This window comes from Streptomyces sp. G-G2 (assembly GCF_030063135.1).
Lineage (GTDB): Bacteria > Actinomycetota > Actinomycetes > Streptomycetales > Streptomycetaceae > Streptomyces.
This window is the reverse complement of sequence record NZ_JASISO010000027.1, coordinates 60,822-86,630: the sequence shown is the minus strand read 5'-3', so window position 1 is coordinate 86,630 and position 25,809 is coordinate 60,822. Positions and strand designations below refer to the sequence as shown.

The 25,809-nt window shown below is 73.0% G+C and carries 27 protein-coding genes; 19 read left to right on the top strand and 8 right to left on the bottom strand.

What is annotated here, in order from left to right; all coding sequences use genetic code 11:
* Positions 1–121: 121 nt before the first annotated feature.
* Positions 122–1,480 carry a phosphoglucosamine mutase gene (glmM, locus tag QMF80_RS21870; protein ID WP_283455922.1) on the top strand — a complete coding sequence of 453 codons (1,359 nt, stop codon included), beginning with the start codon at positions 122–124 and terminating at the stop codon, positions 1,478–1,480.
* Positions 1,481–1,493: 13 nt separating this feature from the next.
* On the opposite strand, the gene QMF80_RS21865 is transcribed toward glmM, so the two are convergent.
* Both QMF80_RS21865 and coaA read right to left on the bottom strand, forming a co-directional pair.
* Positions 1,494–2,465, bottom strand: coding sequence for a DUF389 domain-containing protein (locus QMF80_RS21865; RefSeq protein ID WP_283455921.1), 972 nt, complete (start codon positions 2,463–2,465; stop codon positions 1,494–1,496).
* A 23-nt stretch (positions 2,466–2,488) separates the two neighbouring features.
* The gene (coaA, locus tag QMF80_RS21860) at positions 2,489–3,535 is read right to left on the bottom strand and encodes a type I pantothenate kinase (RefSeq protein ID WP_283455920.1); all 1,047 of its coding nucleotides are present in this window, start codon (positions 3,533–3,535) and stop codon (positions 2,489–2,491) included.
* 302 nt (positions 3,536–3,837) lie between these two features.
* Here coaA and QMF80_RS21855 point away from each other — a divergent pair, with 302 nt between their 5' ends.
* The 8 genes from QMF80_RS21855 (at position 3,838) to QMF80_RS21820 (ending at position 12,219) form a co-directional block, all read left to right on the top strand.
* The gene (locus QMF80_RS21855) at positions 3,838–4,617 is read left to right on the top strand and encodes a hypothetical protein (protein WP_283455919.1); all 780 of its coding nucleotides are present in this window, start codon (positions 3,838–3,840) and stop codon (positions 4,615–4,617) included.
* Between the two features lie 107 nt (positions 4,618–4,724).
* On the top strand, positions 4,725–6,575 hold the full coding sequence (gene glmS, locus QMF80_RS21850) for a glutamine--fructose-6-phosphate transaminase (isomerizing) (RefSeq protein ID WP_283455918.1): 1,851 nt from the start codon (positions 4,725–4,727) through the stop codon (positions 6,573–6,575).
* A 19-nt stretch (positions 6,576–6,594) separates the two neighbouring features.
* Positions 6,595–6,963, top strand: a complete 369-nt coding sequence (locus QMF80_RS21845; protein WP_283455917.1) for a holo-ACP synthase — start codon at positions 6,595–6,597, stop codon at positions 6,961–6,963.
* A gap of 68 nt (positions 6,964–7,031) precedes the next feature.
* Positions 7,032–8,486: an NAD(P)H-hydrate dehydratase gene (locus QMF80_RS21840; protein ID WP_283455916.1), complete on the top strand. Its 1,455-nt coding sequence runs from the start codon at positions 7,032–7,034 to the stop codon at positions 8,484–8,486.
* Between the two features lie 359 nt (positions 8,487–8,845).
* Positions 8,846–9,985, top strand: coding sequence for an alanine racemase (gene alr / locus QMF80_RS21835; protein WP_283455915.1), 1,140 nt, complete (start codon positions 8,846–8,848; stop codon positions 9,983–9,985).
* 145 nt (positions 9,986–10,130) lie between these two features.
* The gene (locus tag QMF80_RS21830; protein ID WP_283455914.1) at positions 10,131–11,303 is read left to right on the top strand and encodes an alpha/beta fold hydrolase; all 1,173 of its coding nucleotides are present in this window, start codon (positions 10,131–10,133) and stop codon (positions 11,301–11,303) included.
* Positions 11,263–11,850, top strand: coding sequence for a tRNA (adenosine(37)-N6)-threonylcarbamoyltransferase complex ATPase subunit type 1 TsaE (gene tsaE, locus QMF80_RS21825; RefSeq protein WP_283455913.1), 588 nt, complete (start codon positions 11,263–11,265; stop codon positions 11,848–11,850). The genes QMF80_RS21830 and tsaE overlap by 41 nt, the downstream gene beginning before the upstream one ends.
* Before the next feature lie 141 nt (positions 11,851–11,991).
* Positions 11,992–12,219, top strand: coding sequence for a hypothetical protein (locus tag QMF80_RS21820; protein WP_283455912.1), 228 nt, complete (start codon positions 11,992–11,994; stop codon positions 12,217–12,219).
* Between the two features lie 55 nt (positions 12,220–12,274).
* Here QMF80_RS21820 and QMF80_RS21815 read toward each other — a convergent pair whose 3' ends face one another.
* Positions 12,275–12,841, bottom strand: a complete 567-nt coding sequence (locus tag QMF80_RS21815; protein WP_283455911.1) for a hypothetical protein — start codon at positions 12,839–12,841, stop codon at positions 12,275–12,277.
* Positions 12,842–12,984: 143 nt separating this feature from the next.
* On the opposite strand from QMF80_RS21815, the gene tsaB reads away from it, so the two are divergent.
* From tsaB to QMF80_RS21790, 5 genes are all read left to right on the top strand, one after another.
* Positions 12,985–13,647 carry a tRNA (adenosine(37)-N6)-threonylcarbamoyltransferase complex dimerization subunit type 1 TsaB gene (gene tsaB / locus QMF80_RS21810; protein ID WP_283455910.1) on the top strand — a complete coding sequence of 221 codons (663 nt, stop codon included), beginning with the start codon at positions 12,985–12,987 and terminating at the stop codon, positions 13,645–13,647.
* A 71-nt stretch (positions 13,648–13,718) separates the two neighbouring features.
* A complete protein-coding gene (rimI, locus tag QMF80_RS21805) occupies positions 13,719–14,234 on the top strand; it encodes a ribosomal protein S18-alanine N-acetyltransferase (protein ID WP_283455943.1) in 516 nt (171 codons plus the stop codon).
* Complete coding sequence (tsaD, locus tag QMF80_RS21800) at positions 14,227–15,369, top strand: tRNA (adenosine(37)-N6)-threonylcarbamoyltransferase complex transferase subunit TsaD (protein ID WP_283455909.1); 1,143 nt, start codon at positions 14,227–14,229, stop codon at positions 15,367–15,369. Before rimI ends, tsaD begins: the two co-directional genes overlap by 8 nt.
* Positions 15,366–15,644 carry a hypothetical protein gene (locus tag QMF80_RS21795; protein ID WP_283455908.1) on the top strand — a complete coding sequence of 93 codons (279 nt, stop codon included), beginning with the start codon at positions 15,366–15,368 and terminating at the stop codon, positions 15,642–15,644. Before tsaD ends, QMF80_RS21795 begins: the two co-directional genes overlap by 4 nt.
* Before the next feature lie 48 nt (positions 15,645–15,692).
* Positions 15,693–16,448: a hypothetical protein gene (locus QMF80_RS21790; protein WP_283455907.1), complete on the top strand. Its 756-nt coding sequence runs from the start codon at positions 15,693–15,695 to the stop codon at positions 16,446–16,448.
* Here the strand turns inward: QMF80_RS21790 and QMF80_RS21785 are convergent.
* Positions 16,378–17,562 carry a class I SAM-dependent methyltransferase gene (locus tag QMF80_RS21785; RefSeq protein WP_283455906.1) on the bottom strand — a complete coding sequence of 395 codons (1,185 nt, stop codon included), beginning with the start codon at positions 17,560–17,562 and terminating at the stop codon, positions 16,378–16,380. The two genes, QMF80_RS21790 and QMF80_RS21785, sit on opposite strands and share 71 nt — an antisense overlap.
* Positions 17,563–17,662: 100 nt before the next feature.
* Here QMF80_RS21785 and QMF80_RS21780 point away from each other — a divergent pair, with 100 nt between their 5' ends.
* Genes QMF80_RS21780 through QMF80_RS38085 form a run of 4 tightly spaced genes read left to right on the top strand, consistent with a single transcriptional unit; the run spans position 17,663 to position 20,320 of the window.
* Positions 17,663–18,610 carry a polysaccharide deacetylase family protein gene (locus QMF80_RS21780; RefSeq protein WP_283455905.1) on the top strand — a complete coding sequence of 316 codons (948 nt, stop codon included), beginning with the start codon at positions 17,663–17,665 and terminating at the stop codon, positions 18,608–18,610.
* On the top strand, positions 18,607–19,503 hold the full coding sequence (locus tag QMF80_RS21775; protein WP_283455904.1) for a polysaccharide deacetylase family protein: 897 nt from the start codon (positions 18,607–18,609) through the stop codon (positions 19,501–19,503). Before QMF80_RS21780 ends, QMF80_RS21775 begins: the two co-directional genes overlap by 4 nt.
* Before the next feature lie 42 nt (positions 19,504–19,545).
* A complete protein-coding gene (locus QMF80_RS38090; RefSeq protein WP_349372229.1) occupies positions 19,546–19,905 on the top strand; it encodes a hypothetical protein in 360 nt (119 codons plus the stop codon).
* Between the two features lies 1 nt (position 19,906).
* Positions 19,907–20,320 carry a GNAT family N-acetyltransferase gene (locus QMF80_RS38085; RefSeq protein ID WP_349372228.1) on the top strand — a complete coding sequence of 138 codons (414 nt, stop codon included), beginning with the start codon at positions 19,907–19,909 and terminating at the stop codon, positions 20,318–20,320.
* Between the two features lie 42 nt (positions 20,321–20,362).
* Here QMF80_RS38085 and QMF80_RS21765 read toward each other — a convergent pair whose 3' ends face one another.
* The 4 genes from QMF80_RS21765 to QMF80_RS21750 are packed head-to-tail and all read right to left on the bottom strand — an operon-like array spanning position 20,363 to position 25,124.
* Positions 20,363–21,751: an FtsW/RodA/SpoVE family cell cycle protein gene (locus QMF80_RS21765; RefSeq protein ID WP_283455903.1), complete on the bottom strand. Its 1,389-nt coding sequence runs from the start codon at positions 21,749–21,751 to the stop codon at positions 20,363–20,365.
* The gene (locus QMF80_RS21760) at positions 21,739–22,956 is read right to left on the bottom strand and encodes an LCP family protein (RefSeq protein WP_283455902.1); all 1,218 of its coding nucleotides are present in this window, start codon (positions 22,954–22,956) and stop codon (positions 21,739–21,741) included. The genes QMF80_RS21765 and QMF80_RS21760 overlap by 13 nt, the downstream gene beginning before the upstream one ends.
* 56 nt (positions 22,957–23,012) lie before the next feature.
* Complete coding sequence (locus tag QMF80_RS21755) at positions 23,013–24,431, bottom strand: sensor histidine kinase (RefSeq protein WP_283455901.1); 1,419 nt, start codon at positions 24,429–24,431, stop codon at positions 23,013–23,015.
* A 3-nt stretch (positions 24,432–24,434) separates the two neighbouring features.
* Positions 24,435–25,124: a response regulator transcription factor gene (locus tag QMF80_RS21750; protein ID WP_283455900.1), complete on the bottom strand. Its 690-nt coding sequence runs from the start codon at positions 25,122–25,124 to the stop codon at positions 24,435–24,437.
* 245 nt (positions 25,125–25,369) lie between these two features.
* Here QMF80_RS21750 and groES point away from each other — a divergent pair, with 245 nt between their 5' ends.
* Positions 25,370–25,678 carry a co-chaperone GroES gene (gene groES / locus QMF80_RS21745; RefSeq protein ID WP_283455899.1) on the top strand — a complete coding sequence of 103 codons (309 nt, stop codon included), beginning with the start codon at positions 25,370–25,372 and terminating at the stop codon, positions 25,676–25,678.
* The last annotated feature ends 131 nt before the right edge of the window (positions 25,679–25,809 follow it).

The following is a 25,809-nucleotide window of genomic DNA, read 5'->3' as shown; positions in this document are numbered from 1 at the left end:
CTGCACGATCCCGCCCCGGCGGCACACTCTGTGCTGCCGGGGCGGTTCGTTTACCGCCACAAGCGGCAAATAACTGTCACAAGCGGTCACTGCGCGCAACGCGAAACCTCGGAGGACACACATGGGACGACTCTTCGGCACAGACGGTGTACGCGGTGTCGCCAATGGGGATCTGACGGCTGAGCTCGCGCTCGGCCTCTCCGTGGCGGCCGCCCATGTGCTCGCGGAAGCGGGCACCTTCGAGGGCCACCGGGCGACCGCCGTCGTCGGCCGCGACCCGCGCGCGTCGGGTGAGTTCCTGGAGGCCGCGGTCGTCGCCGGTCTCGCGAGCGCGGGTGTGGACGTCCTGCGCGTCGGTGTGCTGCCCACCCCGGCGGTGGCGTATCTCACCGGTGCGCTGGGCGCCGACCTCGGCGTGATGCTCTCCGCCAGTCACAACGCCATGCCCGACAACGGTGTCAAGTTCTTCGCGCGCGGCGGCCACAAGCTGGCCGACGAGCTGGAGGACCGGATCGAGTCCGTCTACGAGGAGCACCGCACCGGCGCTCCCTGGGACCGGCCCACCGGCTCCGGCGTCGGCCGGATCTCCGACTACACCGAGGGCTTCGACAAGTACGTCGCCCACCTCATCGGGGTGCTCCCCAACCGCCTCGACGGTCTGAAGGTCGTCCTCGACGAGGCGCACGGCGCCGCCGCCTTCGTCTCGCCCGAGGCCTTCACCCGCGCGGGCGCCGAGATCATCACGATCGGCACCGAGCCCACCGGGCTCAACATCAACGACGGCTGCGGCTCCACCCACCTCGGGCTGCTGAAGCAGGCCGTGATCGAGCACGGGGCGGACCTCGGCATCGCGCACGACGGCGACGCCGACCGCTGCCTCGCGGTGGACGCCGAGGGCAACGAGGTCGACGGGGACCAGATCCTCGCCGTACTGGCGCTGGGCATGCGCGAGGCGGGCCAGCTGCGCGAGAACACGGTGGTCGGCACCGTGATGTCGAACCTGGGCTTCAAGCTGGCCATGGAGGGCGAGGGCATCGCCGTCGTACAGACCGGCGTCGGCGACCGCTACGTGCTGGAGTCGATGAAGGAGCACGGATACGCCCTTGGTGGCGAGCAGTCCGGCCACGTGATCATCCTCGACCACGCCACCACCGGTGACGGCACGCTGACCGGCCTGATGCTGGCGGCCCGCGTCGCGGCGACCGGGCGGACGCTGGCCGACCTGGCCGGGGTGATGCGGCGGCTGCCGCAGGTCCTGGTGAACGTCCCCGACGTGGACCGCTCGCGGGTCGCGACCTCCGGCGAGCTGGCGGCCGCGGTGGCCGAGGCGGAGCGGGAGCTGGGCTCCACGGGCCGGGTGCTGCTGCGTCCGTCCGGTACGGAGCCGCTCGTTCGGGTGATGGTGGAGGCGGCCGACATCGAGCAGGCGCGTGCGGTCGCGGGGCGCCTGGCGGACGTGGTGAAGTCCGCGCTCGGCTAGGACGCCAGGACGCTCAGAACACCCCGTTCGAGGCTCCGTTCGCATCCTTGTGATGGCGCACCCGGTTCTGCTGGGTGCGCCACAGCAGTTTCTGGGCGCTGAGGGTGAGCGTGCCCGCGACCATGATCCCGGCCAGGTTCAGCAGCAGCTGCTCGGCCGATCCCCACATCTGGGCGAACTCGCCGTAGCCGAGGGCCACGGCCGCGTTGGCGGCGGCCGGGACGGTGGTCACCGAGATCGCGACGCCGACCAGCGCGCCCGACTTGGCCGAGGTCAGGGACAGTACGCCCGCCACGCCCGCGAGGACCGCGACGATGAACGAGAACGGGTCCGGCTGCCAGATGAAGCTGGTGTTCGGGCGCGGGTTCTCCAGCATGCCCCGGTCGAACTGGCCCAGCGCGTCCATGGCCAGGCTGAACAGGGTGGTCGCCGCCATCGCGACCGCGAAGCCCACCAGCAGGGCGGTCAGGGACCGGGCGGCGAGCTTCGGCGCCCGCTGGACCAGGCCCGTGCACACCCCGGCGACCGGGCCGAACTCCGGGCCCACCGCCATCGCGCCCACGATCAGGATCGCGTTGTCCAGCACCACGCCGCAGGCCGCGATCATCGTCGCGAGGGCGAGGAAGGCCAGGTAGGTGATCGAAAGGGTGGACTCCTCGTGGGTCGCCCCGGTCAGCTGCTCCCAGATCACCGCGTCGGCGCCCTCGCCCGGGGCCTCGCGCTCGGCCCGGTCCGCGCTGCGGGAGAGCGAGAGGTCGATGTGCTCGACGGCGATCGAGCCGAGGGAGTCGACGCCGAGCGCGCGCAGCGCGGCGAGCAGCTCGTCGGCGGCCTCCCGGGCGACGTCGCACAGCACCACGTCACCGGCCGGAACCCGGGCGGCGCCGGTCAGTACCGCCAGATGGGTGGTCCCGACCGTCCGCTGGACGAGCGCGACGACCTCGTCGGTGAGACCCGCCGGGGTGATCATCCTGAGATGCAGCATCCCGGCAGGTTAGCCGGGGAAGCTCAGAGCTTGCGCAGGCTGAGTTTCTGCACCTTGTGGTCGGGGCCCTTGCGGACGACGAGGGTGGCGCGGCCGCGGGTCGGGGCGACGTTCTCCAGCAGGTTGGGCCGGTTGATCGTCCGCCACATGGTGCGCGCGTAGTCCAGGGCCTCCTCCTCGGAGACCTGGGTGTACTTGCGGAAGTAGGAGAAAGGATTCTGGAAGGCGGTCTCGCGCAGTTTGCGGAACCGGCCCAGGTACCAGCGCTCGATGTCCTCGGGGCGCGCGTCGACGTACACGCTGAAGTCGAAGTAGTCGGCGAGGCCGACCCGGGTGCGGCCGTCCTTGCCGGGGAGCGCGGGCTGCAGGACGTTCAGGCCCTCGACGATCAGGATGTCGGGGCGGCGTACGACGAGCTGCTCGCCGGGGACGATGTCGTAGATGAGGTGCGAGTAGACCGGGGCCTTGACCTCGTCCTTGCCCGCCTTGATGTCGGCGACGAAGCGGGTGAGGGCGCGGCGGTCGTAGGACTCGGGGAAACCCTTGCGGGCGGTCAGTCCGCGCCGCTGGAGTTCCTTCATCGGGTAGAGGAACCCGTCGGTGGTGACCAGCTCCACGCGCGGGTGCTCGGGCCAGCGGGCGAGCAGGGCCTGGAGCAGGCGGGCCACGGTGGACTTGCCGACGGCGACGGAACCCGCGACCCCTATGACGAAGGGAGTGCCCTGCTGAGCGCCGTGGCCGTTGCCCGCGTCGCCGAGGAAGGTGTTGAGGGTGCCGCGCAGGTTGTTGGTGGCGCCGACGTACAGGTTGAGGAGCCGGGAGAGCGGCAGGTAGACGTCGCGGACCTCGTCGAGGTCGATCACGTCCCCGAGGCCGCGCAGCCGCTCCAGCTCGTCGGCGGTCAGGGGCAGCGGGGTGCGCTCGCGCAGGGCGCTCCACTCGGCGCGGGTGAGGTCGACGTACGGCGAGGCCTCCGCCCGGCGGTGGGCGGGTCGGTCCGGCCGTTCGGCGCGCTCCGTTGCGCGGTCCGTGGGGAGGTCCGTGGTGCTTCGTGGCGGCGAAGTGATCACACCGCCATTGTCGGGGTTCCGGCGAGGTTGTGGGTGGTGTGGTCGGTCACGTGGGCGCTGATCTTGGCCGGTAGCCGCCGTTTCGACCGGGAGTCCAGGCTCCGGGGCCGGTCTGAACGGCCGGGGCGGGCGCCGGGGAGGGGGGGAGGGCCCGTCTCACGGTGATCACGATTGCCGCGAGGGGCCGTAAATGGCACGACGGCACTGCGAATTTACTCGTACATTACTGACGCCGTGTTCGAGTGCGGTGCTCCGCCGCGCCTGCCGCGCGGCGGGTCATTGAGTCATAGGGGAGATTCATCGTGCGTTCCACCCTCGTCCGCCGTTCCGTCCTGACCGCCTCGGCGGTGTCGCTGGCGCTGCTCGTCACCGCGTGCGGTTCGGACAAGGCGGCGAAGGACGAGCCGAAGGACGGCAAGGCCTCCGCCTCGGCGCCGTCCGACGCCGCCGCGGCGGCCAAGGCGAAGACCGCCGCGGAACTGAAGCCGCTGCTGGTCACCCAGGCGGAGCTGGCGGACTTCGTCGTCAAGGAGGCCGCCCCGGACGAGGTCGCCACCGCCGCCGCGGCCAACGCCAGTACCAAGGCCGCCTGCCTGCCCATCAGCCAGGCGACCTCGGGCGCCGGGGCCGGCAAGGCCGCGGGCAACGCGGCGACCAAGGCCACCGCGAAGCCGAAGGCGCCCGCCGCGGATGCCTCCCCGGAGGAGAAGCTCAAGGCCGTCCAGGACGCGATGGGCTCGACGATCACGATGGTCGGGCTGAACTCCTACGACGGCAAGGGCGCCCAGGAGGCCTTCGCGGCGGTGAAGGCCGCGGGCGCCGAGTGCGCCGCCGGTTACCCGGGCGCCAAGGAGGCCGACACGGGCAAGGTCACGAAGGTCGCCCCGGGCGCCGCGGTGACCGCCGGTGACGAGGCCGTCGCCTACGCCGTCGAGCGGGAGCTGGACGCCGACAAGGTCGCCACCCAGCTCGTGGTGGTCCGCAAGGGCAACACCCTCGCGTCCTTCTACGCCCTCTCCCTGACCGGCGACGCGGCCCAGCCCAAGGCCCTCGTCGACGCGCAGGTCAAGAAGCTCGGCTGATCTGCCGTCAGGTCACGTCGAACCCGTTCCGGCACATTCGCCGGGGCGGGTTTTTCGTCCGGTTCGGGTCCCGGACGGAGCGTCGGCCGCGGCGTAGGGTGCCGCCTATGTGCGGAATCGTGGGTTACGTGGGAGCGCAGTCGGCGCTCGATGTGGTCATCGCCGGACTCAAGCGGCTGGAGTACCGGGGTTACGACTCGGCGGGTGTCGCCGTGCTCGCCGACGGGGGGCTCACCTCCGTCAAGAAGGCCGGGAAGCTGGTCAATCTGGAGAAGGAGCTGGTCGGGCACCCGGTGCCCGCCGGCTCCACGGGACTCGGGCACACCCGGTGGGCGACCCACGGCGGGCCCACCGACCTCAACGCCCACCCGCACCTGGACAACTCCGGGCGCGTGGCCGTCGTACACAACGGCATCATCGAGAACTTCGCCGTGCTGCGCGCCGAACTGACGGAGCGCGGGCACCGGCTGGAGTCCGAGACCGACACCGAGGTCGTCGCCCACCTGCTGGCCGAGCGGTTCGCCGGGGCGGGCGGGGACCTCGCGGAGGCCATGCGGCAGGTCTGCCGCCAGTTGGAGGGGGCCTTCACGCTGGTCGCCGTGCACGCGGACGCGCCCGACGTGGTGGTCGGCGCGCGCCGGAACTCCCCCCTGGTGGTGGGCGTTGGAGAGGGTGAGAACTTCCTCGCCTCGGACGTGTCCGCCTTCATCGCCCACACCCGGTCCGCGATCGAGCTGGGACAGGACCAGGTCGTCGAACTGCGCCGCGACGGGGTGTCGGTGACGAACTTCGACGGCTCCGCCGCGTCCGTGCGGGCCTACCACGTCGACTGGGACGCCTCGGCCGCAGAGAAGGGCGGCTACGACTACTTCATGCTCAAGGAGATCGCCGAGCAGCCGAAGGCGGTCGCCGACACCCTCCTCGGCCGGATCGACGCGAGCGGTTCGCTCACGCTCGACGAGGTGCGCATCCCCGCCTCCGTGCTGCGCGAGGTCGACAAGGTGGTGATCGTCGCCTGCGGTACGGCGTACCACGCGGGCATGATCGCGAAGCTGGCCATCGAGCACTGGACGCGGATCCCGTGCGAGACGGAGCTGGCGAGCGAGTTCCGCTACCGGGACCCGATCCTCGACCAGCGCACGCTCGTCATCGCCATCTCGCAGTCCGGCGAGACGATGGACACCCTGATGGCGCTGCGCCACGCCCGCGAGCAGGGCGCGAAGGTGCTGGCCGTCTGCAACACCAACGGGTCGACGATCCCGCGCGAGTCCGACGCCGTGCTGTACACGCACGCCGGTCCGGAGGTCGCCGTCGCCTCGACGAAGGCGTTCCTGACCCAGCTGGTGGCCTGCTACCTGGTCGCGCTGTACCTCGGCCAGGTGCGCGGTACGAAGTGGGGCGACGAGATCCAGTCGGTGATCCGGGAGCTTTCGGAGATCGCGGGCGCGGTGGACACCGTACTGGAGACGATGGAGCCGGTCCGGGAACTGGCGCGCTCCCTCGCGGACAAGAACACGGTGCTGTTCCTGGGGCGGCACGTGGGGTACCCGGTGGCGCTGGAGGGCGCGCTCAAGCTCAAGGAGCTGGCGTACATGCACGCCGAGGGCTTCGCGGCGGGCGAGCTCAAGCACGGGCCGATCGCGCTGATCGAGGAGGACGTGCCGGTGGTGGTCGTGGTGCCGTCGCCGAAGGGGCGTTCGGTGCTCCACGACAAGATCGTGTCGAACATCCAGGAGATCCGGGCTCGCGGGGCGCGCACGATCGTGATCGCGGAGGAGGGCGACGAGGCGGTGGTGCCGTACGCCGACCACCTGATCCGGATCCCGGCCACCCCGACGCTGCTCCAGCCGCTGGTGGCGACGGTGCCGTTGCAGGTGTTCGCGTGCGAGCTGGCGACGGCGCGGGGCAATGAGGTGGACCAGCCGCGTAACCTCGCGAAGTCGGTGACCGTGGAGTGAGCGAAGCGAGTTCGTAGAAGTGATTATCGGTGTGGGGATCGACGTGGCCGCGATCGAACGGTTCGCGGAGTCGCTGGAGCGTACGCCGAGGATGGCGCAACGGCTCTTCGTCGAGGCGGAGTTGACACTGCCCAGCGGTGAACGGCGCGGGATCGCCTCGCTCGCCGCGCGGTTCGCCGCCAAGGAGGCCCTGGCCAAGGCGCTCGGCGCGCCCGCCGGGATGCTGTGGACGGACGCGGAGGTGTACGTCGAGGAGAGCGGGCAGCCGAGGCTGCGGGTTTCCGGGACGGTGGCCGCGCGGGCCGAGGCGCTCGGGGTGCGGTCCTGGCACCTGTCGCTCAGCCATGACGCCGGGGTGGCTTCGGCCGTGGTGATCGCCGAGGGCTGAGCCCCTGGGCGGGGGTCGCCGCTGGTGGTCAGCGGTGTCCGCGGGCCCGGATCGGGCACGCTGGGGAGATGCGTACTGCTTACAGCGTGGAGACCGTACGGGCCGCCGAGCGCGAGCTGATGGCGCGGCTGCCCGAAGGCGCCCTGATGCGGCGGGCGGCGGCCGGACTGGCCACCGTCTGCGCCGGGCTGCTCGGGAGGGTCTACGGGGCGCGCGTGGCGCTGCTCGTGGGGCCCGGGGACAACGGGGGTGACGCGCTCTACGCGGGCGCACGCCTCGCGCGCAGGGGCGCGGGGGTGTCGGCCGTGCTGATGGATCCCGCGCGGGCGCACGCGGGCGGACTGGCCGCGCTGCGGGCCGCCGGGGGACGGGTGGCGGAACGGCTGCCGGAGCGGGTGGACCTCGTCCTGGACGGCCTCGTCGGCATCGGCGGGCGCGGTGCGCTGCGGGAGGCGGCGGCCGCGCTGGTGGCCCAGGTGCCCGAGGGGGCGCTGGTGGTCGCGGTGGACCTGCCGAGCGGGGTGGACGCGGACACCGGGGAGGTGGCGGGGGCGGCCGTACGGGCCGACGTGACGGTCACCTTCGGGGCGTACAAGCCGGGGCTGCTGATCGATCCCGGGGCCGAACGGGCCGGGGTGGTACGGCTGGTGGACATCGGGCTGGAGCTGCCGGACGGGCCCGAGGCGCGGGCGCTCCAGCACGCCGACGTGGCCGCGCTGCTGCCCGTACCGACGGCGGAGAGCGACAAGTACCGGCGCGGGGTCGTGGGCGTCGTCGCCGGGTCCGACCGGTACCCGGGGGCGGCCGTGCTGGCCGTCGCGGGCGCGGTGCGGGGCGGTGCGGGGGCGGTGCGGTACGTCGGGCCCGCCCACGCGGCGGAGGCGGTGCTGGCGCGGTACCCGGAGACGCTGATCGGGCGCGGGCGCGTCCAGGCGTGGGTCGTCGGGCCGGGTCTGGGGGAGGGGAGGGAGGACGAGGTCGCGGAGCTGCTGGCGGGGGACGGGGCCGAGGTGCCGGTGCTGGTGGACGCGGACGGGCTGCGGGGGCTGGACGCCGGTGCGCTGCGGGCCCGTCGGCACCCGGCGCTGCTGACCCCGCACGCGGGGGAGGCGGCGGCGCTGCTGGGGGTGGCGCGGGAGGAAGTGGAGCGGGCGAGGCTGGCGTCGGTGCGGGAGCTTTCGGGGCGGTACGGGGCGGTCGTGCTGCTGAAGGGGTCCACGACTCTGGTGGCGGGGCCGGTGGCGGGGCCGGTGCCCGGGCCGGTGTTCCTGAACCCGACGGGGACGTCGTGGCTGGCCACGGCCGGGAGCGGGGACGTGCTGTCCGGGCTGGCGGGGTCGCTGCTCGCGGCGGGGCTCTCGGCGCTGGACGCGGGGGCGGTGGCGGCCTACCTGCACGGGCTGGCGGGGCGGCGGGCGGCGCGGGGGGCGCCGGTGCTGGCGCAGGAGGTCGCGGCTGGCCTGGCGGGGGCCTGGCGGGACGTGACATCGGCCCGCGGGCCCGGCCGGCCCCGCCTGCCCTGAGCTTGAGGGCCCCCCGGCGGGGGCGCGGGTGGCTGGGCCGGAGTGTCGTGTGCCGGGGTGTGCTGTTTCAGCCTGCCCGGCGATTGAGGGCCCGCCGGAGGCACGGTGCTTGCGCCGTCACGTTGGCTGCCGGGCTCCGGACCGGGTCGGCGCGGGTGCGTGGGGCCTCCGGCGGGTCCTCAAACGCCGGACGGGCTGGACATGCCCCCTCGGGGCTGGATGAGGGCCCCGGTCCTGGACGAGGCCCCCGGGCTGGGATGGCCCCCCGGGCCGGTGGTGGGGGGAGGGACCTGGTCAAGGTGTGGGCTCGTTGGGTGCTTGAGCGGCGCGCTGGTGCGGTTCTGAGACACTTGGCGGCGATGAACGAGACACCGCCGCGCGTACACGCCGAGATCGACCTTGACGCCGTAAGGGCGAACGTACGCGCTTTGCGCGACCGGGCACCCCGGGCCCAGCTGATGGCCGTCGTCAAGTCGGACGCCTACGGCCACGGAGCCGTGGCCTGTGCCAGGGCTGCCCAGGAGGCGGGCGCGGCCTGGCTCGGTACGGCGACCCCGCAGGAGGCGTTCGCGCTGCGTGCGGCCGGTATCGAGGGCCGGATCATGTGCTGGCTGTGGACCCCCGGCGGGCCCTGGCGCGAGGCCGTCGAGGCCGATGTGGACGTCGCCGTGAGCGGGCTGTGGGCGCTGGACGAGGTACGGGCGGCCGCGCGCGCGGCCGGGCGGACGGCCAGGATCCAGCTCAAGGCCGACACCGGCCTCGGCCGCAACGGCTGCCAGCCCGGCGACTGGGCGGAACTCGTCGGCGCGGCCGTCGCCGCGCAGGCCGAGGGCACCGTCAAGGTCACCGGCGTCTGGTCGCATTTCGCCTGCGCCGACGAGCCCGGCCACCCCTCGATCCAGCTCCAGCTGACCGCCTTCCGCGACATGCTGGCCTACGCCGAGAAGGAGGGCGTGGACCCCGAGGTCCGGCACATCGCCAACTCGCCCGCCACGCTCACGCTCCCCGAGAGCCACTTCGACCTGGTGCGCTGCGGGCTCGCGGTCTACGGCGTCTCGCCCGCCCCCGAACTCGGTACCTCGGCCGAGCTCGGCCTGCGTCCCGCGATGACGCTCAAGGCCTCGGTCGCGCTGGTCAAGGACGTACCCGGTGGTCATGGCGTCAGCTACGGGCACCACTACACGACCTCGGGCGACACCCGCCTCGCCCTGATCCCGGCCGGATACGCCGACGGCATCCCGCGGCACGCCTCCGGCACCGGCCCCGTGCTGGTCGGCGGCGCGGTGCGGACGGTGGCCGGGCGGGTGGCCATGGACCAGTTCGTGGTGGACCTCGGACCCGGCGCGGACGTGCGCCCCGGCGACGAGGCCGTCATCTTCGGCCCGGGCGACGCGGGCGAGCCGACGGCCGAGGACTGGGCGCGGGCCGCCGGGACGATCGCGTACGAGATCGTCACGCGGATCGGGGCCCGGGTGCCCCGGGTGCACCTCCATGCCTGACGGGCGTGGTGTGCGTGACGTACGTGGTGTGCATGACGTGCATGACGTGCGTGGCGTGCGTGATTCTTGTGACGTGAGTGAATGGTTGGGTTACTGAACGTCGAATGTCCGGTGTGACTGGAAATCCTGGCTGAGTGAGGTCGGCGTGAGCGAGAACTGGCGAAAGGCGGGCTGGGCGGGCGCCGCGATCGGCGTCGTGGCGGCGGGTGCGGCGGCCGGAGTGGCCGTCGAGCGGCTCACCGTCGGCCGCGGCATGCGGATGAAGGCGCGCCTCGCCCTCGACGCGTCCGGCCCCTACGGATCGCTGCGCGGGGCCGAAGGCACCTGCCGCGCCGAGGACGGCACCCTGATCCACTACGAGACCGACGAGCTGCCCGAGGACGGCGCCAAGCGCCGCCGCCTGCGCCGCAAGGCCGCCCCGGCCGCCACCGTCGTGTTCTGCCACGGCTACTGCCTCGCCCAGGACTCCTGGCACTTCCAGCGCGCCGCCCTGCGCGGAGTGGTCCGCTCCGTGTACTGGGACCAGCGCAGCCACGGCCGCTCGGCCCGCGGGCTCGCCCAGGCCGACGGGGAGCCGGTCAGCATCGACCAGCTCGGCCGTGACCTGAAGGCCGTCATCGACGCCGCCGCTCCCGAGGGCCCGCTGATCCTCGTCGGCCACTCCATGGGCGGTATGACGATCATGGCGCTGGCGGACCAGTTCCCCGAGCTGGTGCGCGGCCGGGTGGTCGGCGCGGTCTTCGTCGGCACCTCCAGCGGCCGGCTCGGCGAGGTGACGTACGGGCTCCCCGCGGTCAGCGTCGGCGCGGTGCGCCGGGTGCTGCCCAGCGTGCTGCGCGCGCTCTGCTCGCAGGTGGAACTCGTGGAGAAGGGGCGCCGGGCCACCGCCGACCTCTTCGCGGGCATGATCAAGCGGTATTCCTTCGGCACGGACGAGGTGGACCCGGCCGTGGCCCGCTTCGCGGAGCGGCTGATCGAGGCGACCCCGATCGACGTGGTGGCGGAGTTCTTCCCGGCGTTCCTGCTGCACGACAAGACCGCCGCGCTGCGGCACTTCACGGACGTTCCGGTCACGGTGATCGCCGGGGACCGGGACATGATCACCCCGCCCGAGCACAGCGAGGCGATAGCCGCGGAACTGCCGGACGCGGAACTGGTGATCCTGGAGAACACCGGGCACCTGATGATGCTGGAGCGCCCGGACACCGTCACCGCACTGCTGAGCGAGGTCCTGGCCCGCACGGGCACGGTCCCGGCAGCGACTAACGTTGGCGGGCATGGAAGCACCGCTGCAAGCTCCGCACGACCGGGCGGCTGAGGCCGCGACCGGCGCGACCCTGATCACGATCGACTCCCCCGAGGGCATGCGGGAACTGGGCCGAAGGCTCGCCGCGCTGCTGCGCCCCGGGGACCTCGTCCTGCTGACCGGTGAACTCGGCGCGGGCAAGACCACCCTGACCCGCGGGCTCGGTGAGGGCCTGGACGTGCGCGGGGCCGTGACCTCGCCGACCTTCGTGATCGCCCGGGTGCACCCGCCGCTGGGCGGCGGTCCGGCGCTGGTCCACGTGGACGCGTACCGGCTGGGCGGCGGTCTGGACGAGATGGAGGACCTGGACCTCGACGTCTCGCTGCCCGAATCCGTGGTCGTCGTCGAATGGGGCGACGGCAAGGTGGAGGAGCTGTCCGACGACCGGCTGCACGTGGTGATCGCGCGCGCCGTCGGACACGAGGAGGTCCTCGACGACATGCGGCAGGTGACGGTGTACGGGGTGGGCGCGCGCTGGGCCGACACCGCGGGGATCGCGGCCCTCGCCGGGACCCCGGCCCCGGCCCCGGCCGCGGCCGGGACCGGGGACAGGGCCTAGTGCCGCTGGACGTTCCGACAAGGTACCGACAACTCGTCGGCAAAATGTTGCGCTGACGGCGGGGGCCGTGGTGACATGGTACCGAGAGCTGGTTAGGTATGCCTAACTTCGACGATCGGTCGAACGCCCAGGAGGCAGCCCATGTCGGCAGAAGAGCGAGTTCCCCGCCCGTCGCCCACCCCTGCCACCGCGCACGCCACGCCCCTCGCCCCCACCGGGCCCACCGCCCCCGGTGGACCGTCGATGGGCGCGCTGCTCGCCGCGTGCCGGGCCGCCACCGCTGTCTCCACCCCGCCGGCGCGGCCGTCCGTCCCGGTTCCGGCGGCGCCCGGACGCACACAGGCCGCTCCGGAATCCGAAGCGGCCTGAGCTGTCCCTCGTACGGGCTAAGTTCTCGGTCCGGGCGACCCGGCGGTCCGGTGCCTCACGGCATGACCACGATCTTGACGCCGACCGTCGCGAAGTTCCACATCGCGTCGCCGTCGCCGCGGGCCATCCGGATGCCACCGGTCTTCTTCGTCGCGTCGGGCTCCGGCGTCGCGCCGTCCGTACGGGCGCTGAAACCGACCACGACCCCGTCCGTCGTCGCGAACAGCACGACGTGCTCGATCGGCACCCCGTCCGACCCGGGGATCGCGCCCTTGCGCGAGGTGACCGCGTAGCTGCCCGCCTTGGGATGCACCGTGCTGGGCATCACCGTGAAGGTCTTCGTCTCCGTGCCCTGCTCGCCGACCAGCCACACCCGCTTCTGGGCCGCCGAGTAGACGACCCGCACGCCCGAGCCCGAATCCGCGGGCACCGGCGCGGCCTTGCCCGGCGCCTGCGGCGCGCCCGACTGGCTCGGCGCGGCGGACGCGGAAGCGGACGGCTGCTGGGCGGCCGCGGCCGGGTGGGCCGGCGCGCTCGCCGACGCCTGGTAGCCGAGGAAACCGACCGCTGCCAGTGCCGCGGCGGTGAGCCCGGCCACGATTCCCGAGCTGCTGCGTGCCACCTTGCTCCACCTCTCCGCTTCCCCGGCCGATCCGGGTCCTCCGCTTGGTCACACCATTGGTCACACCCGCGCTGACGGTAGCAGCCGGGGTGCCGCGCGACCGGCCGGAAGGGGCCCGGGCCGCGGAGTCGTAGGCTGTTCGCGTGCTCTTGCTCGCTGTAGATACCGCCACGCCCGCCGTCACCGTCGCCCTGTACGACGGCGAGTCCGTCCTGGCCGAGTCGAACCAGGTCGACGCCCGCCGCCACGGAGAGCTGCTCCTGCCCTCCGTGGACAAGGTGCTCGCCGAGGCCGGGCGCTCCCTCGACGCCGTGACCGGCATCGTCGTCGGCGTCGGCCCCGGCCCCTACACGGGGCTGCGCGTCGGCCTGGTCACGGCCGCCACCTTCGCCTCCGTCCTCGGCGTGCCCGTGCACGGCCTGTGCACGCTCGACGGGCTCGCCTACGCCGCTCGCAGCGCCGGGATCGAGGGCCCCTTCGCGGTGGCCACCGACGCCCGCCGCAAGGAGGTGTACTGGGCGCGCTACGACGATCCGCGCACCCGGACCACCGAACCCGCCGTGGACCGCCCCGCCGAGATCGCCGAGCGGCTCGCCGGGCTGCCCGTGGTCGGCGCGGGCGCGCTGCTCTACCCGGATCACTTCCCGGACGCGCGCGGGCCCGAGCACCAGTCGGCGGGCGCGCTGGCCGCGCTGGCGGCCGAGCGGCTGGCGGCCGGGGCCGAGTTCCTGCCGCCGACCCCCCTCTACCTGCGGCGCCCCGACGCCGAGGTGCCCAAGAACTACAAGGTGGTCACCCCCCAGTGACGGCCTACCCGTCGCCCGGCCACCGCCCCTCGACGACGTCGTCGCACGGCGGCGCCGCTCACCTGCGCGAGATGCGCTGGTGGGACATCGAGCCCGTACTGGAACTGGAACACGAGCTGTTCCCCGAGGACGCCTGGTCCGCCGGGATGTTCTGGTCCGAGCTGGCGCACGCGCGCGGTCCCCTGGCCACCCGCCGTTACGTGGTCGCCGAGACCATGCCCGACGGCGGCTCCGCCGCGGGGGACGGCAGGCTGGTCGGCTACGCCGGGCTCGCCGCCGCCGGTGACCTGGGCGACGTACAGACCATCGCGGTCGCCCGCGAGGAGTGGGGGACCGGGCTCGGCGCCCGGCTGCTCACCGATCTGCTCGGCGCCGCCACCGCGTTCGAATGCGCCGAGGTGCTGCTGGAGGTACGGGTGGACAACACCCGCGCCCAGCGGCTCTACGAGCGCTTCGGCTTCGAGCCGATCGGCTTCCGTCGCGGCTACTACCAGCCCGGCAACGTCGACGCGCTCGTGATGCGACTCTCCGATCCCGCAAGCTCCGTACCCGTAGACGGACCCGTACAAGGTGAATCCCATGGCTGACGAACCGCTCGTCCTCGGCATCGAGACGTCCTGCGACGAGACCGGCGTCGGGGTGGTGCGCGGCACCACGCTGCTCGCCGACGCGATCGCGTCGAGCGTGGACGAGCACGCGCGCTTCGGCGGGGTCGTGCCCGAGGTGGCCTCCCGCGCGCACCTGGAGGCGATGGTCCCCACCATCGAACGCGCCCTCAAGGAGGCCGGGGTCAGCGCCCGCGACCTCGACGGCATCGCGGTGACGGCCGGTCCCGGTCTGGCGGGGGCGCTGCTGGTCGGCGTATCGGCGGCGAAGGCCTACGCCTACGCGCTCGGCAAGCCGCTCTACGGGGTGAACCACCTGGCCTCGCACATCTGCGTCGACCAGCTGGAGCACGGCCCGCTGCCGGAGCCCACGATGGCCCTGCTGGTCTCCGGCGGGCACTCCTCGCTGCTGCTGGCCCCGGACATCACCAGCGACGTACGGCCGCTGGGCGCGACCATCGACGACGCGGCGGGGGAGGCCTTCGACAAGATCGCGCGGGTGCTCCAGCTCGGCTTCCCGGGCGGCCCGGTCATCGACCGCCTGGCGCGCGAGGGCGACCCGAAGGCGATCAACTTCCCGCGCGGGCTGAGCGGGCCGCGCGACGCGGCGTACGACTTCTCCTTCTCCGGGCTCAAGACCTCCGTGGCGCGCTGGATCGAGGCGAAGCGGAAGGCGGGCGAGGAGGTGCCGGTGCGCGATGTGGCCGCGTCCTTCCAGGAGGCGGTGGTGGACGTGCTGACGCGCAAGGCGGTCCGCGCGTGCAAGGACGAGGGCGTCGACCACCTGATGATCGGCGGCGGTGTGGCGGCGAACTCGCGGCTGCGCGCGCTGGCCCAGGAGCGGTGCGACGCCGCGGGGATCATCCTGCGGGTGCCGCGGCCGGGGCTGTGCACGGACAACGGCGCGATGGTGGCGGCGCTGGGCGCGGAGATGGTCAAGCGGAACCGTCCGGCCTCGGACTGGGACCTGTCGGCGGACTCCTCGCTGCCGGTGACCGACCCGCACGTGCCGGGGACCCGGTCCCAGGGACATGAGCACGAGCACGAGCAGCAGCACGGTCACTCCCACTCCCACGACCACGTGCACGAGCTGAGCAAGGACAACCTGTACTCATGAGCACCACCACCGCCGTCATGTGGGAGGCCCGGGCCGTCGACGGCCGGGGCGGCGAGCTGCTGGAGTGGGCCCGCGCGCAGGTCCTGGCGCGCGAGCCGGTGCGCCGAGAGGTGTTCCGGGCCCCGCAGGAGCGCGTGCTGGTCATCACCTGGTGGCAGACCGGGCCGGCGGGTGCGGGCGAGTCGCCCGAACTGCCCGAACTGCCCGAACCGGCGGCCGATCTGATCGCGCGTCCGGTGCACCGCTGGCGCTTCGAGTCCGTCGAGCTGACCTGACCGCAGCTGCGGACGGGACCGCTCCGGACTGCGGCTATCGTCATGCGCATGCCCCGCCGTGACCTGCCGCCACCGCCGCCGCCCACGCACCTGCGCGCATGGCTGGACGATGCCGTCGTCCGGGCCGACCGGGCCCGGTTCCTGACGGACCTGGGGCGGCTCAGCCTGGGCGCGGCGCGCCTGCTGACGCTCTGGCTGGTGTCGGCGGTCTTCGCCCTCGGCTGGTCCTTCGTCGGCATGGCCCTGATGGCCTTCGAGGAGGGCGGCGCGGCCGAGAAGTTCGTCGGCGCCGTCTTCCTGGTGCTCGGCGCGGGCGTGCTGGTCCCGGCTGGTTTCTGGTTCGTGTGGGGTGCCAAGCGGGACCGGGAGGTGCGCCGGCTGCTGTGCGCCTGGGCCGGGTTCGAGCGCGAACCGGGGGACGCCGCCCTGCTGCGGGCGCCGGGCCGGAGCCTGGGCTGGCTGCTGTCCTCGCTGGCGCTGTCCGGGCTCGGGCTGTGGGTGACCTTCGGGAGCGCGGGCACGGCCCGGCCGGGCACGGACACCTACGGCGAGGTGGCGTACTTCATGGGCCTCGGGATGATCCTGTGGATCACCGGGCTGCTGGGCGCGGGGAAGGCCGCCGCGCACTACCGGTGGGCCCTGCGGGCCTTGCGGCCGGGCCCGTCGGCTTCCCCCGCGTCACCGGCGCGGCCCGATCCCGACGGCGAGCCGGCCCGGGCGCTCCCCGCCGGGGTCAGCGCTCAGGTACCGGCGCAGGAGCGCCGATCAGCATCGACGGAGAGCCCGCCACTCGGGTCAGGATGACCGTCGCGGAGTTCGGCCCCTGCGGCTTGACCTTCTTGCGCAGTTCCTCCGGCTCGATCGCCGAGCCCCGCTTCTTCACGGTCAGGATCCCCACCCCGCGCTCGCGCAGCAGCGCCTTGAGCTTCTTGAGGCCGAAGGGGAGCACGTCGGTGATCTCGTACGCGGTGGCGTACGGCGTCGCCCGCAGCTCGTCGGCGGTGATGTAGGCGATGGTCGGGTCGATCAGCCGCCCGCCGAGCTGTTCGGCGACCTCGGCGACCAGGTGGGCCCGGATGACCGCGCCGTCGGGTTCGTAGAGGTAGCGGCCGACCGGCCCGGCCTCGGGGTCCGGCAGCGGGTCCGCCGTCCGCAGGGTGCGCGGCCCGGGCAGCAGGGTGGCGCGGATGGTGCCGGGCGCGGTGCCGAACCAGAGCACGGCCTCCTTCACGTCACCGCCGTCGGAGATCCACTCGGCCTCGGCCTCGGCCGGGACCGCCTCGTGCGGGATCCCGGGGGCGATCTTGATGGCCGCGTACGTCGCCGCGCGCGCCGCCCCGACGGCCCAGGACAGCGGCGGCGAGTACCCCTCGGGGTCGAAGATCCGCCCGCGTCCGCCGCGCCGGGCCGGGTCGATGAACACGCAGTCGTACCCCGAGGTGTCGACCTCGGTGACGTCGGCCTCCACGACCTCGATCAGGTCCGCCAGGCCCAGCGCCTCCGCGTTGGCGCGGGCCACCGCGACCGTCAGCGGGTCCCGGTCCACGGCGAGCACCCGGATCCCGGCGCGGGCCAGGGCCAGGGCGTCCCCGCCGATCCCGCAGCACAGGTCGGCGACCGACCGTACGCCGAGGGCGGCCATCCGCTCGGCGCGGTACGCGGCCACCGGGGCGCGGGTGGCCATCTCGCCGCCCCCGGACGTGAAGTACATGCGGCGGGCGTCCTCGGCGCCGAACTTCGCCACCGCGCGCTGGCGCAGCCGGGCCTGGCCGAGGGCGGCGGAGACCAGGGTGGCGGGGTGCTCGCGGCGCAGCCGGGTGGCCACGGCGATCTCCCGCGCCGGGTCGTAGTCGTGCAGCGAGTCGAGCAGGGCGCGGCCCTCGGGGGCGAGCAGGGCGGCGAATTCTTCGGGGTTCACCGGTTCATTGTCGGACAGTGTGGGCCACCCGGTGGATCGTCCGGCGCCGGTCGCGGTGTCGCCGCGGGCGGGCGGGGTCCGGGTGCCAGGATGCGCTGCTATGCAGCTAGTAGGAAAAAAGGAAGATACGTCGCGTATTGGTCACCGGGTCGCGGGCACGCGCGGCCGGTACGGGGCGGCGCTGGCCGCGCTGCTGGTCGCCGCCCTCGGCACGGCCTGCGGCTCCACCGGCTCCGCCCCCGCGGTCAAGGACAAGCAGGCGAAGACGGCGTCCGGCCAGGCGGGCGCGTCCGGCGCCCGGGGCGGCGCCGCGGTCAGCGCCGAGCAGCTCCAGCAGGCACGGGCGCTGGCCGCCAAGAAGTGGGGGCTGGCCACGACACCGCTGGCCGCGCCCGCGGCGCCGAAGACCAAGCCGGAGATCACCTTCCGCAAGGGCTTCGAGGTGGAGGACGGCGACAGCCTCCCGCCGGTCTTCACGACCGTGCCCACCGAGGACAAGGTCGTCTTCCTGACGATCGACGACGGGGCCGAGAAGGACCCCGAGTTCCTGAAGATGATGCAGGAGCTGAAGATCCCGTTCACGGCGTTCCTCAGCGACTACCTGGTGCGCGACAACTACGCGTACTTCAAGCAGATGCAGTCCCAGGGCGTCTCGCTCAACAACCACACGCTCAACCACCGCTACCTGCCCGCCCTCTCCTACGAGAAGCAGCGCCAGGAGATCTGCGGCATGCAGGACACCATGGAGAAGGAGTTCGGCAAGCGGCCGACGCTCTTCCGCCCGCCGTACGGGAACTACAACGAGGACACCCTGCGCGCGGCGAAGTCCTGCGGGATCAAGGCCGCACCGATCTGGAACGCCGAGGCGTTCGTGGACAAGATGGACTGGCGGGAAGAGGACAAGGACCTGCACCCTGGTGACATCATCCTCACCCATTTCCGGGGGCGGGAGGACTGGAAGGGCACGATGCCTGACATGATCCGCCAGATGATGAAGACCGTCACGGCGAAGGGATACGCCGTGGCCCGCCTGGAGGACTACTTGTGAGCATCGCGCGCCGGTTGACGGCCGGAACGCTGGCGGCCGGTGCGCTCGCGCTGTCCCTTTCGGGGTGCGGGAACAGCGTGGACCCCATCGAGCGGCTGGGCCGCAAGACGCAGGACGCGTCCCAGGGGACCGCGACGAGCGGTACGGGCACGGGCGGCGGCGGTACGCCGTCCCCCGCGCCCTCCGCGAGCGCGTCCGCGAACGACGCGCACAGGCGGTGGGGCCTGGACAAGCCCCTGGAATTCGCGGCCAAGCCCGCGCAGAAGCCGCAGCTCCCGAAGGCCGGGCCGGGCAAGATACCCGTGGTGGACCGAATACCCGTGCCCGCCGGGGAGAAGACCGTCTTCCTGACCTTCGACGACGGCGCGGAGAAGGACCCCGAGTTCCTGAAGATGGCGGCCGACCTCAAGCTGCCGATCAGCATGTTCCTGACCGACAACATCGCCTCGTCGGACTACGGGCATTTCCAGACGCTGCGCGACAACGGCTCGGGCAGCACGATCAACAACCACACGCTGACGCACCCGAACCTGCGCACGCTGTCCTTCGCGGCGCAGAAGAAGGAGATATGCGGTCAGCAGGAACGCCTGGAGAAGCGGTTCGGCACCAAGCCGCCGCTGTTCCGCCCGCCGTACGGCAACTACAACGACGACACCCTGCGGGCCGCCTCGGAATGCGGACTCTCGTACGCGGTCCTGTGGCGGGTCTCAATGCAGATCAACGGCTTCCAGTACGCGGAGGGCAGCGCCCTGAAACCGGGTGACATAGTCCTCGCCCACTTCCGCGGCCCGGCCGAACTGAAGGGGGCGACGGAGGTCCAGATGACCACCCACATGCTCCAGCGCATACAGGAGCAGGGCTACCGGATCGGGCGCCTGGAGGACTACCTCTGAACCCCTTCGGGGAATGCGCGGCCCCCCGGTTAGGCTGCCGCCATGCGCGGAGCCGAAGCATCCCTGATCAACGGGTTCCTGACCGGGTTCGCCCGGCGCCAGGCCGAGCGGACCCTCGACCTGCCCGGCGGGTTCGCCGCGCTCGACGACACCTTCCACCGCTCCCGCGGCGACAACCAGGTCGTCATCGACCGGCCCGCCGAGCTGGACCCCGAGGCGCTGCCCGCCCTCGCCGAGCGGGCCCTGGGACACCTGCCCTCCCGGCTGGTCGGCGTCCTCGACGACGCGCCGGGCCTGGCCTGCGCGGAGCCCATGCGGCGCGCCGGGTACGAACACTGCGCCCTCGTGGTCATGCTGCACACCGGGCCCGTCCCCCGATCCCGCTCCCGGCACCGCCGGTGACGTGGACCTCGATGCCCTCCGCGCGCCGCTCGCCCTGCGCTGGCGCGGGTTCGTGCCCGGCGCCGACGACGAGCTGGTCCAGCAGCTCGTGGACCGGCGCGGCGCCCGCCACCGGGGCGCCGACACCGTGCGCTTCCTCGCCGCCCGCACCCCCGGGGGCGAGGTGGCCTCCTGGGCCGACCTGTACCTCGACCCGGCCTCCGGCACCGCCCAGATCGAGGACCTGGTCACCGCCGAGGCCCACCTCGGCCACGGCTACGGCGACGCCGTCCTCGCCGCCGCCCTGCGCGGGGCCGCCGACGCGCACTGCGGTACGCGCTTCCTCACCGCCGACGCGGCGGACTGGCCCCGCCACTGGTATGCCCGCCGCGGCTTCGTCCCCGTGGGGCAGGTGCACGTCTTCGAACGCGACTGAGTCCCCCGCCGGGACCGGCGGGGGACCCAAGGGGTACGTCGTTCACGCCGCCAGCGTCGCCGGTGGCCCGGTCATCGGCCGGGAGTCGGCCTCCCGCTGGCGCTCCGCGCTGTCGCTGATCCGGATCAGCAGCCCGATCATGATCCAGTTCGCCAGCAGTGACGAACCGCCGCTCGCCAGGAACGGCAGCGCCTTTCCGGTCAGCGGGATCAGCCCGGTCACCCCGCCCGCGACCACGAACACCTGGAGCGCCAGCGCCGAGGCCAGGCCCACCGCCAGCAGCTTGCCGAAGGGGTCGCGGGCGCCGAGCGCCATCCGCAGCCCCCGCTGGACCAGCAGCGCGTACAGGAGCAGCACCGCCATCACCCCGGCCAGGCCCAGCTCCTCGCCGACCGTGGTCAGGATGAAGTCGCTGCGCCCCGCGAAGCCCATCAGCTCCGGGTGCCCCATGCCCAGCCCGGTCCCGGACACGCCGCCGGTGCCGAAGCTGAACAGGGCCTGCGCCGACTGGTCCGAGGTGATCCCCGGCGGCCGGGGGTTCGCGTAGTACGACAGCGGGTCCAGCCAGGCGGCGACGCGTCCCTTCACGTGCGGCTCGGTCGCGCCCACCACGAAGGCGCCGACCGCGGCCATGAGCCCGCCGCAGACGATCCAGCTGGTGCGCTCGGTGGCGACGTAGAGCATCACCACGAACACCCCGAAGAAGATCAGCGAGGTGCCGAGGTCCCGCTCGAAGACGAGCACCAGCAGCGAGACGATCCACACCGTGATGATCGGGCCGAGCTGGCGCATCGGCGGGAGCCGCACGCCGAGGAACTTGCGCCCGGCCAGCGCGAGCGTGTCGCGGTGGATGACCAGATAGCCCGCGAAGAAGATCGAGATCATGATCTTCACGAACTCGCCCGGCTGGAGCGACAGCCCGAAGAGGACGATCCACCGCTTCGCGCCGTACTTGTCCGCGCCGAAGAACGCGGGCGCGATCAGCAGCACCAGCGAGACGGCCATCGTGATGTAAATGAACCGCTGGAGCAGCCGGTGGTCGCGCAGCAGCGCCACCACCCCCAGGCACGCGGCGACCCCGACCACCGACCACATCAGCTGCCCGGGCGCGAAGGTCGGGGAGTTGTACCGCTCGATGTACGCCTGGTCGAGCCGGTGCAGCAGCACCAGCCCGAGCCCGGTCAGCAGCATCGCCAGCGGCAGGATCAGCGGATCGGCGTAGGCGGCGAACCGGCGCACGCCGAGGTGCCCCACCAGCGACAACAGCGCCATGCTGACCACGAAGCCGGTGAGGTTGGCGGGGAGCTGCCCGTTCATGGCCAGGCTCGCGCTCACGTGTCCGAAGACCGTGATGGCGACGACCAGGGCCAGCAGCAGCGCTTCCGTACGACGGCGGGCACCCGACGTCGTACGCGGGGTCAGTCCACGCACGGGATGCCGCCGCCGTCGATGGCGCCCTTCTGCTCGGCGGGTGACGACGGCCCGGGCGGGGGCGCGTCGGGTGTCCGCGCACCCGGTGACGAGGCAGCGGCGCCCGGTACGCTCGGGCTCGCGGCGGCCCTGGGCCCTATCTGCTCGGCAATCAGGCGCTTTATCTTCATATCGTCTACGACGTTGATGTCGGCGCCATGGTTGCTTCCGAACCCCTCAATGGGCAGTGTCGCGAATTCCACACGGCCGCCGGAGAGGTTCTTCGCCTGCTTGACGAAGGGCAGCAGATCCCAGCCCTCGTCGGTCACCACGTCCTGCCTCGCCGTGTTGATCAGCTTGATCAGCTTCACCGGATCCGTGAAGGTCCCGGCGTCGTTCAGTTTCTGCGTCGCCCCCGCCAGGAAGGCCTGCTGCCGCTTCGTCCGGTCCAGGTCCCCGCCGTCCAGCCCCATCCGCTGGCGGACGAAGGCCAGCGACTGCTGCCCGTCGAGGGTCTGGCGCCCCGCCGGGAAGTCCGCGCCCGAGTTCTTGTCCTTGACGGCCTTGTTCAGACACACCGGTACGCCGCCCAGCGCGTCCGCCAGGTGGTAGAAACCGGCCAGGTTCAGCTCGGCGAAATGGTCGACCGGCACGCCCAGGAAGGCCCGTACCGTCTCGATCGACGCCTTGCGACCCGCCTCCCGGCCCTCGTGCTCCAGCTGCCGCCCGTCCTTGACCCCCTGGCCGGACAGCTGCTCCTCGCGCACGGCCTTCGCCCGCCCGTACGCCTCCTTGATCTTCTGCTTGCCGGTGTCCCCGGGCACCCCGCGCATCGTCACGAAGTCGTCGCGCGGCACCGAGAAGGCCTTCGCCCTGCTCCCGTCGGCGGGCACGTGCAACAGGATCAGGGTGTTCGTGTTGTAGCCGCCGATGTCGGAACTGCCCGCGTGCAGCTTGTCCAGGACCGCCTCCGGCAGCGGCTCGCCGTTCTGGTCGCGGCGGCTGTCCAGGCCCATCAGCAGGATGTTCACATCGCCGCGCCCGGACTTCTCCGCGCCCTCCAGCGCCTTGGAACTGCCGATGCTCCCGGCCAGGTCGCGGTACGCGTACCAGCCCGTCGCGCCCGCCAGGACGGTCAGGGCGCAGCCCGTGATCAGCAGCGTGCGCCCGATCCGTCGCGGTGTCGGCCGTCGGCCGCGGCCCGTCTTCCTGCGATGCGCGCTCATGCCAGTGATGCTGGGGCCCGGCCGCTGAAGAAACCCTGAGGGTCCTGAAGGTCCCTTCAGGACCCGGCCGAAAGGCCCGGCAGGCGCAGCACCAGCCGGGCCCCCGGACCCGGCCCCGCGGGCGGTTCGGCCGTCAGGCCGCCGCCGTGCGAGCGGGCGATCTCCCGGGCGATCGCCAGTCCCAGCCCGGTGCCGCCGCTGGCCCGCCCCCGGTCGGCGTCCAGCCGGACGAACCGCTCGAAGACCCGGTCCCGGTCCGCCGCCGGGATGCCCGGCCCGTCGTCCTCGACCTCCAGCACGTTCCAGCCGTCCCGCGCGTACGCCCGTACGACGACCTCGCCGCGGGCGTGCCGCAACGCGTTGTCCACCAGGTTGGCCAGCGCCCGCTCCAGCCGCGCCGGATCCCCGGCCGCCGGTACGGGCGCCCCCGCCTCCAGCCGCAGCCGCACCCTCGGCGCGCGCCGCCGGGCCGCGTCCTCCGCCGCCAGCAGCGCCAGGTCCACCGGCTCGGCGCGCGGCGCGGGCCGCCCGTCGAGGCGGGCCAGCAGCAGCAGGTCGGCCGCGATCCGCTGGAGCCGCTCGGTATCGGCCAGGGCGGCCGCCACCGACTCCCGGTCGGGGCGCTCCAGCGCCACCTCCAGCCGGGACCGTACGGCGGCCAGCGGATTGCGCAGCTCGTGCGAGGCGTCGGCGGTGAACTGGCGCTGGCGCGCGTCGGAGCGCTCCAGCCGGTCCAGGGTGTCGTTCACGGTCCGGGCCAGCCGGGCGATCTCGTCCGCCCCGCCCGGATCGGGCACCCGCCGGTCCAGCTCGCTCGCGGTGACCGCGGCCAGCCCGTCACGGATCGCGGTGACCGGGCGCAGCGCGAGCCCGGCCACCCACCAGGCGAGCCCGGCGGCGAAGGCGATCAGCGGGGGCGCGCCGCCCAGCATGCCGAGGGCGATGGAGCGGGTGGCGTCGTCGACGTCGCCGAGGACGGTCAGGGCGTACACGTAGTGCGGGGCCCCCGGGTCGGCGCCGCCCGGCGGCCCGGGGGCGGTCACCACCACCACCGCGCGCCGCTCCCCGCCGCCGGGCGGGGGCGCCGGGAGCACGGCCGCGCGCGAGTCGTTCCCGGCGGCGGGCCGCAGCGCGGCCAGTTCCGCCGGGAGGGGACCCGGATCCGCGCTGGCGGCGGCGAGACCGCCCCGCGCGTCGAGGACGAGGACCAGGTCCACCCCGCTCTCCGGCGCGGCGACCCTGCCCGAGGGCAGGGTCGGGGTGCGGGTGTCGAGCTGGGCGGCCACCTTGCGGGCGGCGAGTTCGGTGCGGCCGGTGGTGTTGTCGAGCAGGTTGGCGCGCAGCAGGCTGTAGAGCCAGATCCCGCCCGCGGCGAGGACGGCGGCCATCGCGAGGGCGGCGGCGACGGCCGCGCGGGCCCGGACGCTGCTCAGCACGGGCGCCCGGGGCCCGATCCGGGGCCCGATCCGGGGCACGGCCTAACCACCGTCGGGGGCCATGCGGTAGCCGGTGCCGTGGACGGTGCGGATGGAGCGGCGCCCGAAGGGGGCGTCGATCTTCCGGCGCAGCGAGGACACGTACACCTCGACGATGTTCGGGTCGATGCCCTCGGCGCCGCCGGAGCCCCCCCAGACCTCGTCGAGGACGTCCTGCTTGGCCACCGCGCGCCCCGGATGCTCCATGAGGCAGGCCAGTACGCCGAGTTCGCGGGCGGTCAGCTCGATGTCCAGGGTGCCCCGGCGGCAGCGCCGGGCCTCCGGGTCGAGGAAGAGGTCCCCCACCTGGAGGGTGGTGCGCGCGGGGGCCCCGGCGCGCCGGGCCAGCGCCCGGACGCGTGCGCCCAGTACGACGAACGAGAACGGCTTGGTGAGGTAGTCGTCGGCGCCCGAGTCCAGGCCCTCGGCCTCGTCGTACTCGCCGTCCTTGGCGGTGAGCATCAGCACGGGGGTGGAATCGCCGTGGGCGCGCATCCGGGTACAGATCTCGTACCCGCTGAGCCCGGGCAGCATCAGGTCCAGCAGGACCACGTCGTACGGGCCGCCGCTGAGCGCGAGGTCCAGGCCGCGGTGGCCGTCGTGCGCGACCTCGACCCAGTGGCCCTCTGTGGACAGTCCGCGCCGCAGGGACTCGGCCAGCCCCTCTTCGTCTTCGACCACGAGAATGCGCACCCGCCAAGCGTCACATATCGGGCCGCGAACCCCTGGGGGCGAGGGATCGCACGCAACGCCGGACGCTCGTAATTGGCACTCCGCTTGACCGAGTGCTAATCGCCGGAATAGTGTCGCACCTGGCACTCACCACTGGTGAGTGCCAACACAGCGACAGGCAGGTCCGGCACCCGCGACGACGGATCGACCTGGTCGCCACCCCAAACAGTTAACCCCGTGAGATCTCCGAAGGGGGAGACCGGAACGTGACGACCACCAGCTCCAAGGTTGCCATCAAGCCGCTCGAGGACCGCATTGTGGTCCAGCCGCTCGACGCCGAGCAGACCACGGCCTCCGGCCTGGTCATCCCGGACACCGCGAAGGAGAAGCCCCAGGAGGGCGTCGTCCTCGCCGTGGGCCCGGGTCGCTTCGAGGACGGCCAGCGTCTTCCGCTGGACGTCTCCGTCGGCGACGTCGTGCTGTACAGCAAGTACGGCGGCACCGAAGTGAAGTACAACGGCGAGGAATACCTCGTCCTCTCGGCCCGCGACGTGCTCGCGATCGTCGAGAAGTAATCACTTCTCCAGTTTTGCTTTGAGCTGCGCCCCTGGTCTCCCCTGCTGATGCCGGGCGGCGAGGGGCGCAGTTCGTTCAAGGCGGTCGCGGTGAGCGGCCGGGGATCGCAACGAGAGGGCTGAACCGCTCC

Coding starts and splice junctions, on each gene's coding strand:
- QMF80_RS21760 (WP_283455902.1), bottom strand. CDS start 22,956: ATGAGCGCGCATCGCAGGAAGACGGGCCGCGGCCGACGGCCGACACCG.
- tsaD (WP_283455909.1), top strand. CDS start 14,227: ATGGCTGACGAACCGCTCGTCCTCGGCATCGAGACGTCCTGCGACGAG.
- QMF80_RS21780 (WP_283455905.1), top strand. CDS start 17,663: ATGCAGCTAGTAGGAAAAAAGGAAGATACGTCGCGTATTGGTCACCGG.
- QMF80_RS21865 (WP_283455921.1), bottom strand. CDS start 2,465: ATGCTGCATCTCAGGATGATCACCCCGGCGGGTCTCACCGACGAGGTC.
- glmM (WP_283455922.1), top strand. CDS start 122: ATGGGACGACTCTTCGGCACAGACGGTGTACGCGGTGTCGCCAATGGG.
- QMF80_RS21840 (WP_283455916.1), top strand. CDS start 7,032: ATGCGTACTGCTTACAGCGTGGAGACCGTACGGGCCGCCGAGCGCGAG.
- alr (WP_283455915.1), top strand. CDS start 8,846: ATGAACGAGACACCGCCGCGCGTACACGCCGAGATCGACCTTGACGCC.
- rimI (WP_283455943.1), top strand. CDS start 13,719: ATGCGCTGGTGGGACATCGAGCCCGTACTGGAACTGGAACACGAGCTG.
- QMF80_RS21795 (WP_283455908.1), top strand. CDS start 15,366: ATGAGCACCACCACCGCCGTCATGTGGGAGGCCCGGGCCGTCGACGGC.
- tsaE (WP_283455913.1), top strand. CDS start 11,263: ATGGAAGCACCGCTGCAAGCTCCGCACGACCGGGCGGCTGAGGCCGCG.
- glmS (WP_283455918.1), top strand. CDS start 4,725: ATGTGCGGAATCGTGGGTTACGTGGGAGCGCAGTCGGCGCTCGATGTG.
- QMF80_RS21820 (WP_283455912.1), top strand. CDS start 11,992: ATGTCGGCAGAAGAGCGAGTTCCCCGCCCGTCGCCCACCCCTGCCACC.
- QMF80_RS21790 (WP_283455907.1), top strand. CDS start 15,693: ATGCCCCGCCGTGACCTGCCGCCACCGCCGCCGCCCACGCACCTGCGC.
- QMF80_RS38090 (WP_349372229.1), top strand. CDS start 19,546: ATGCGCGGAGCCGAAGCATCCCTGATCAACGGGTTCCTGACCGGGTTC.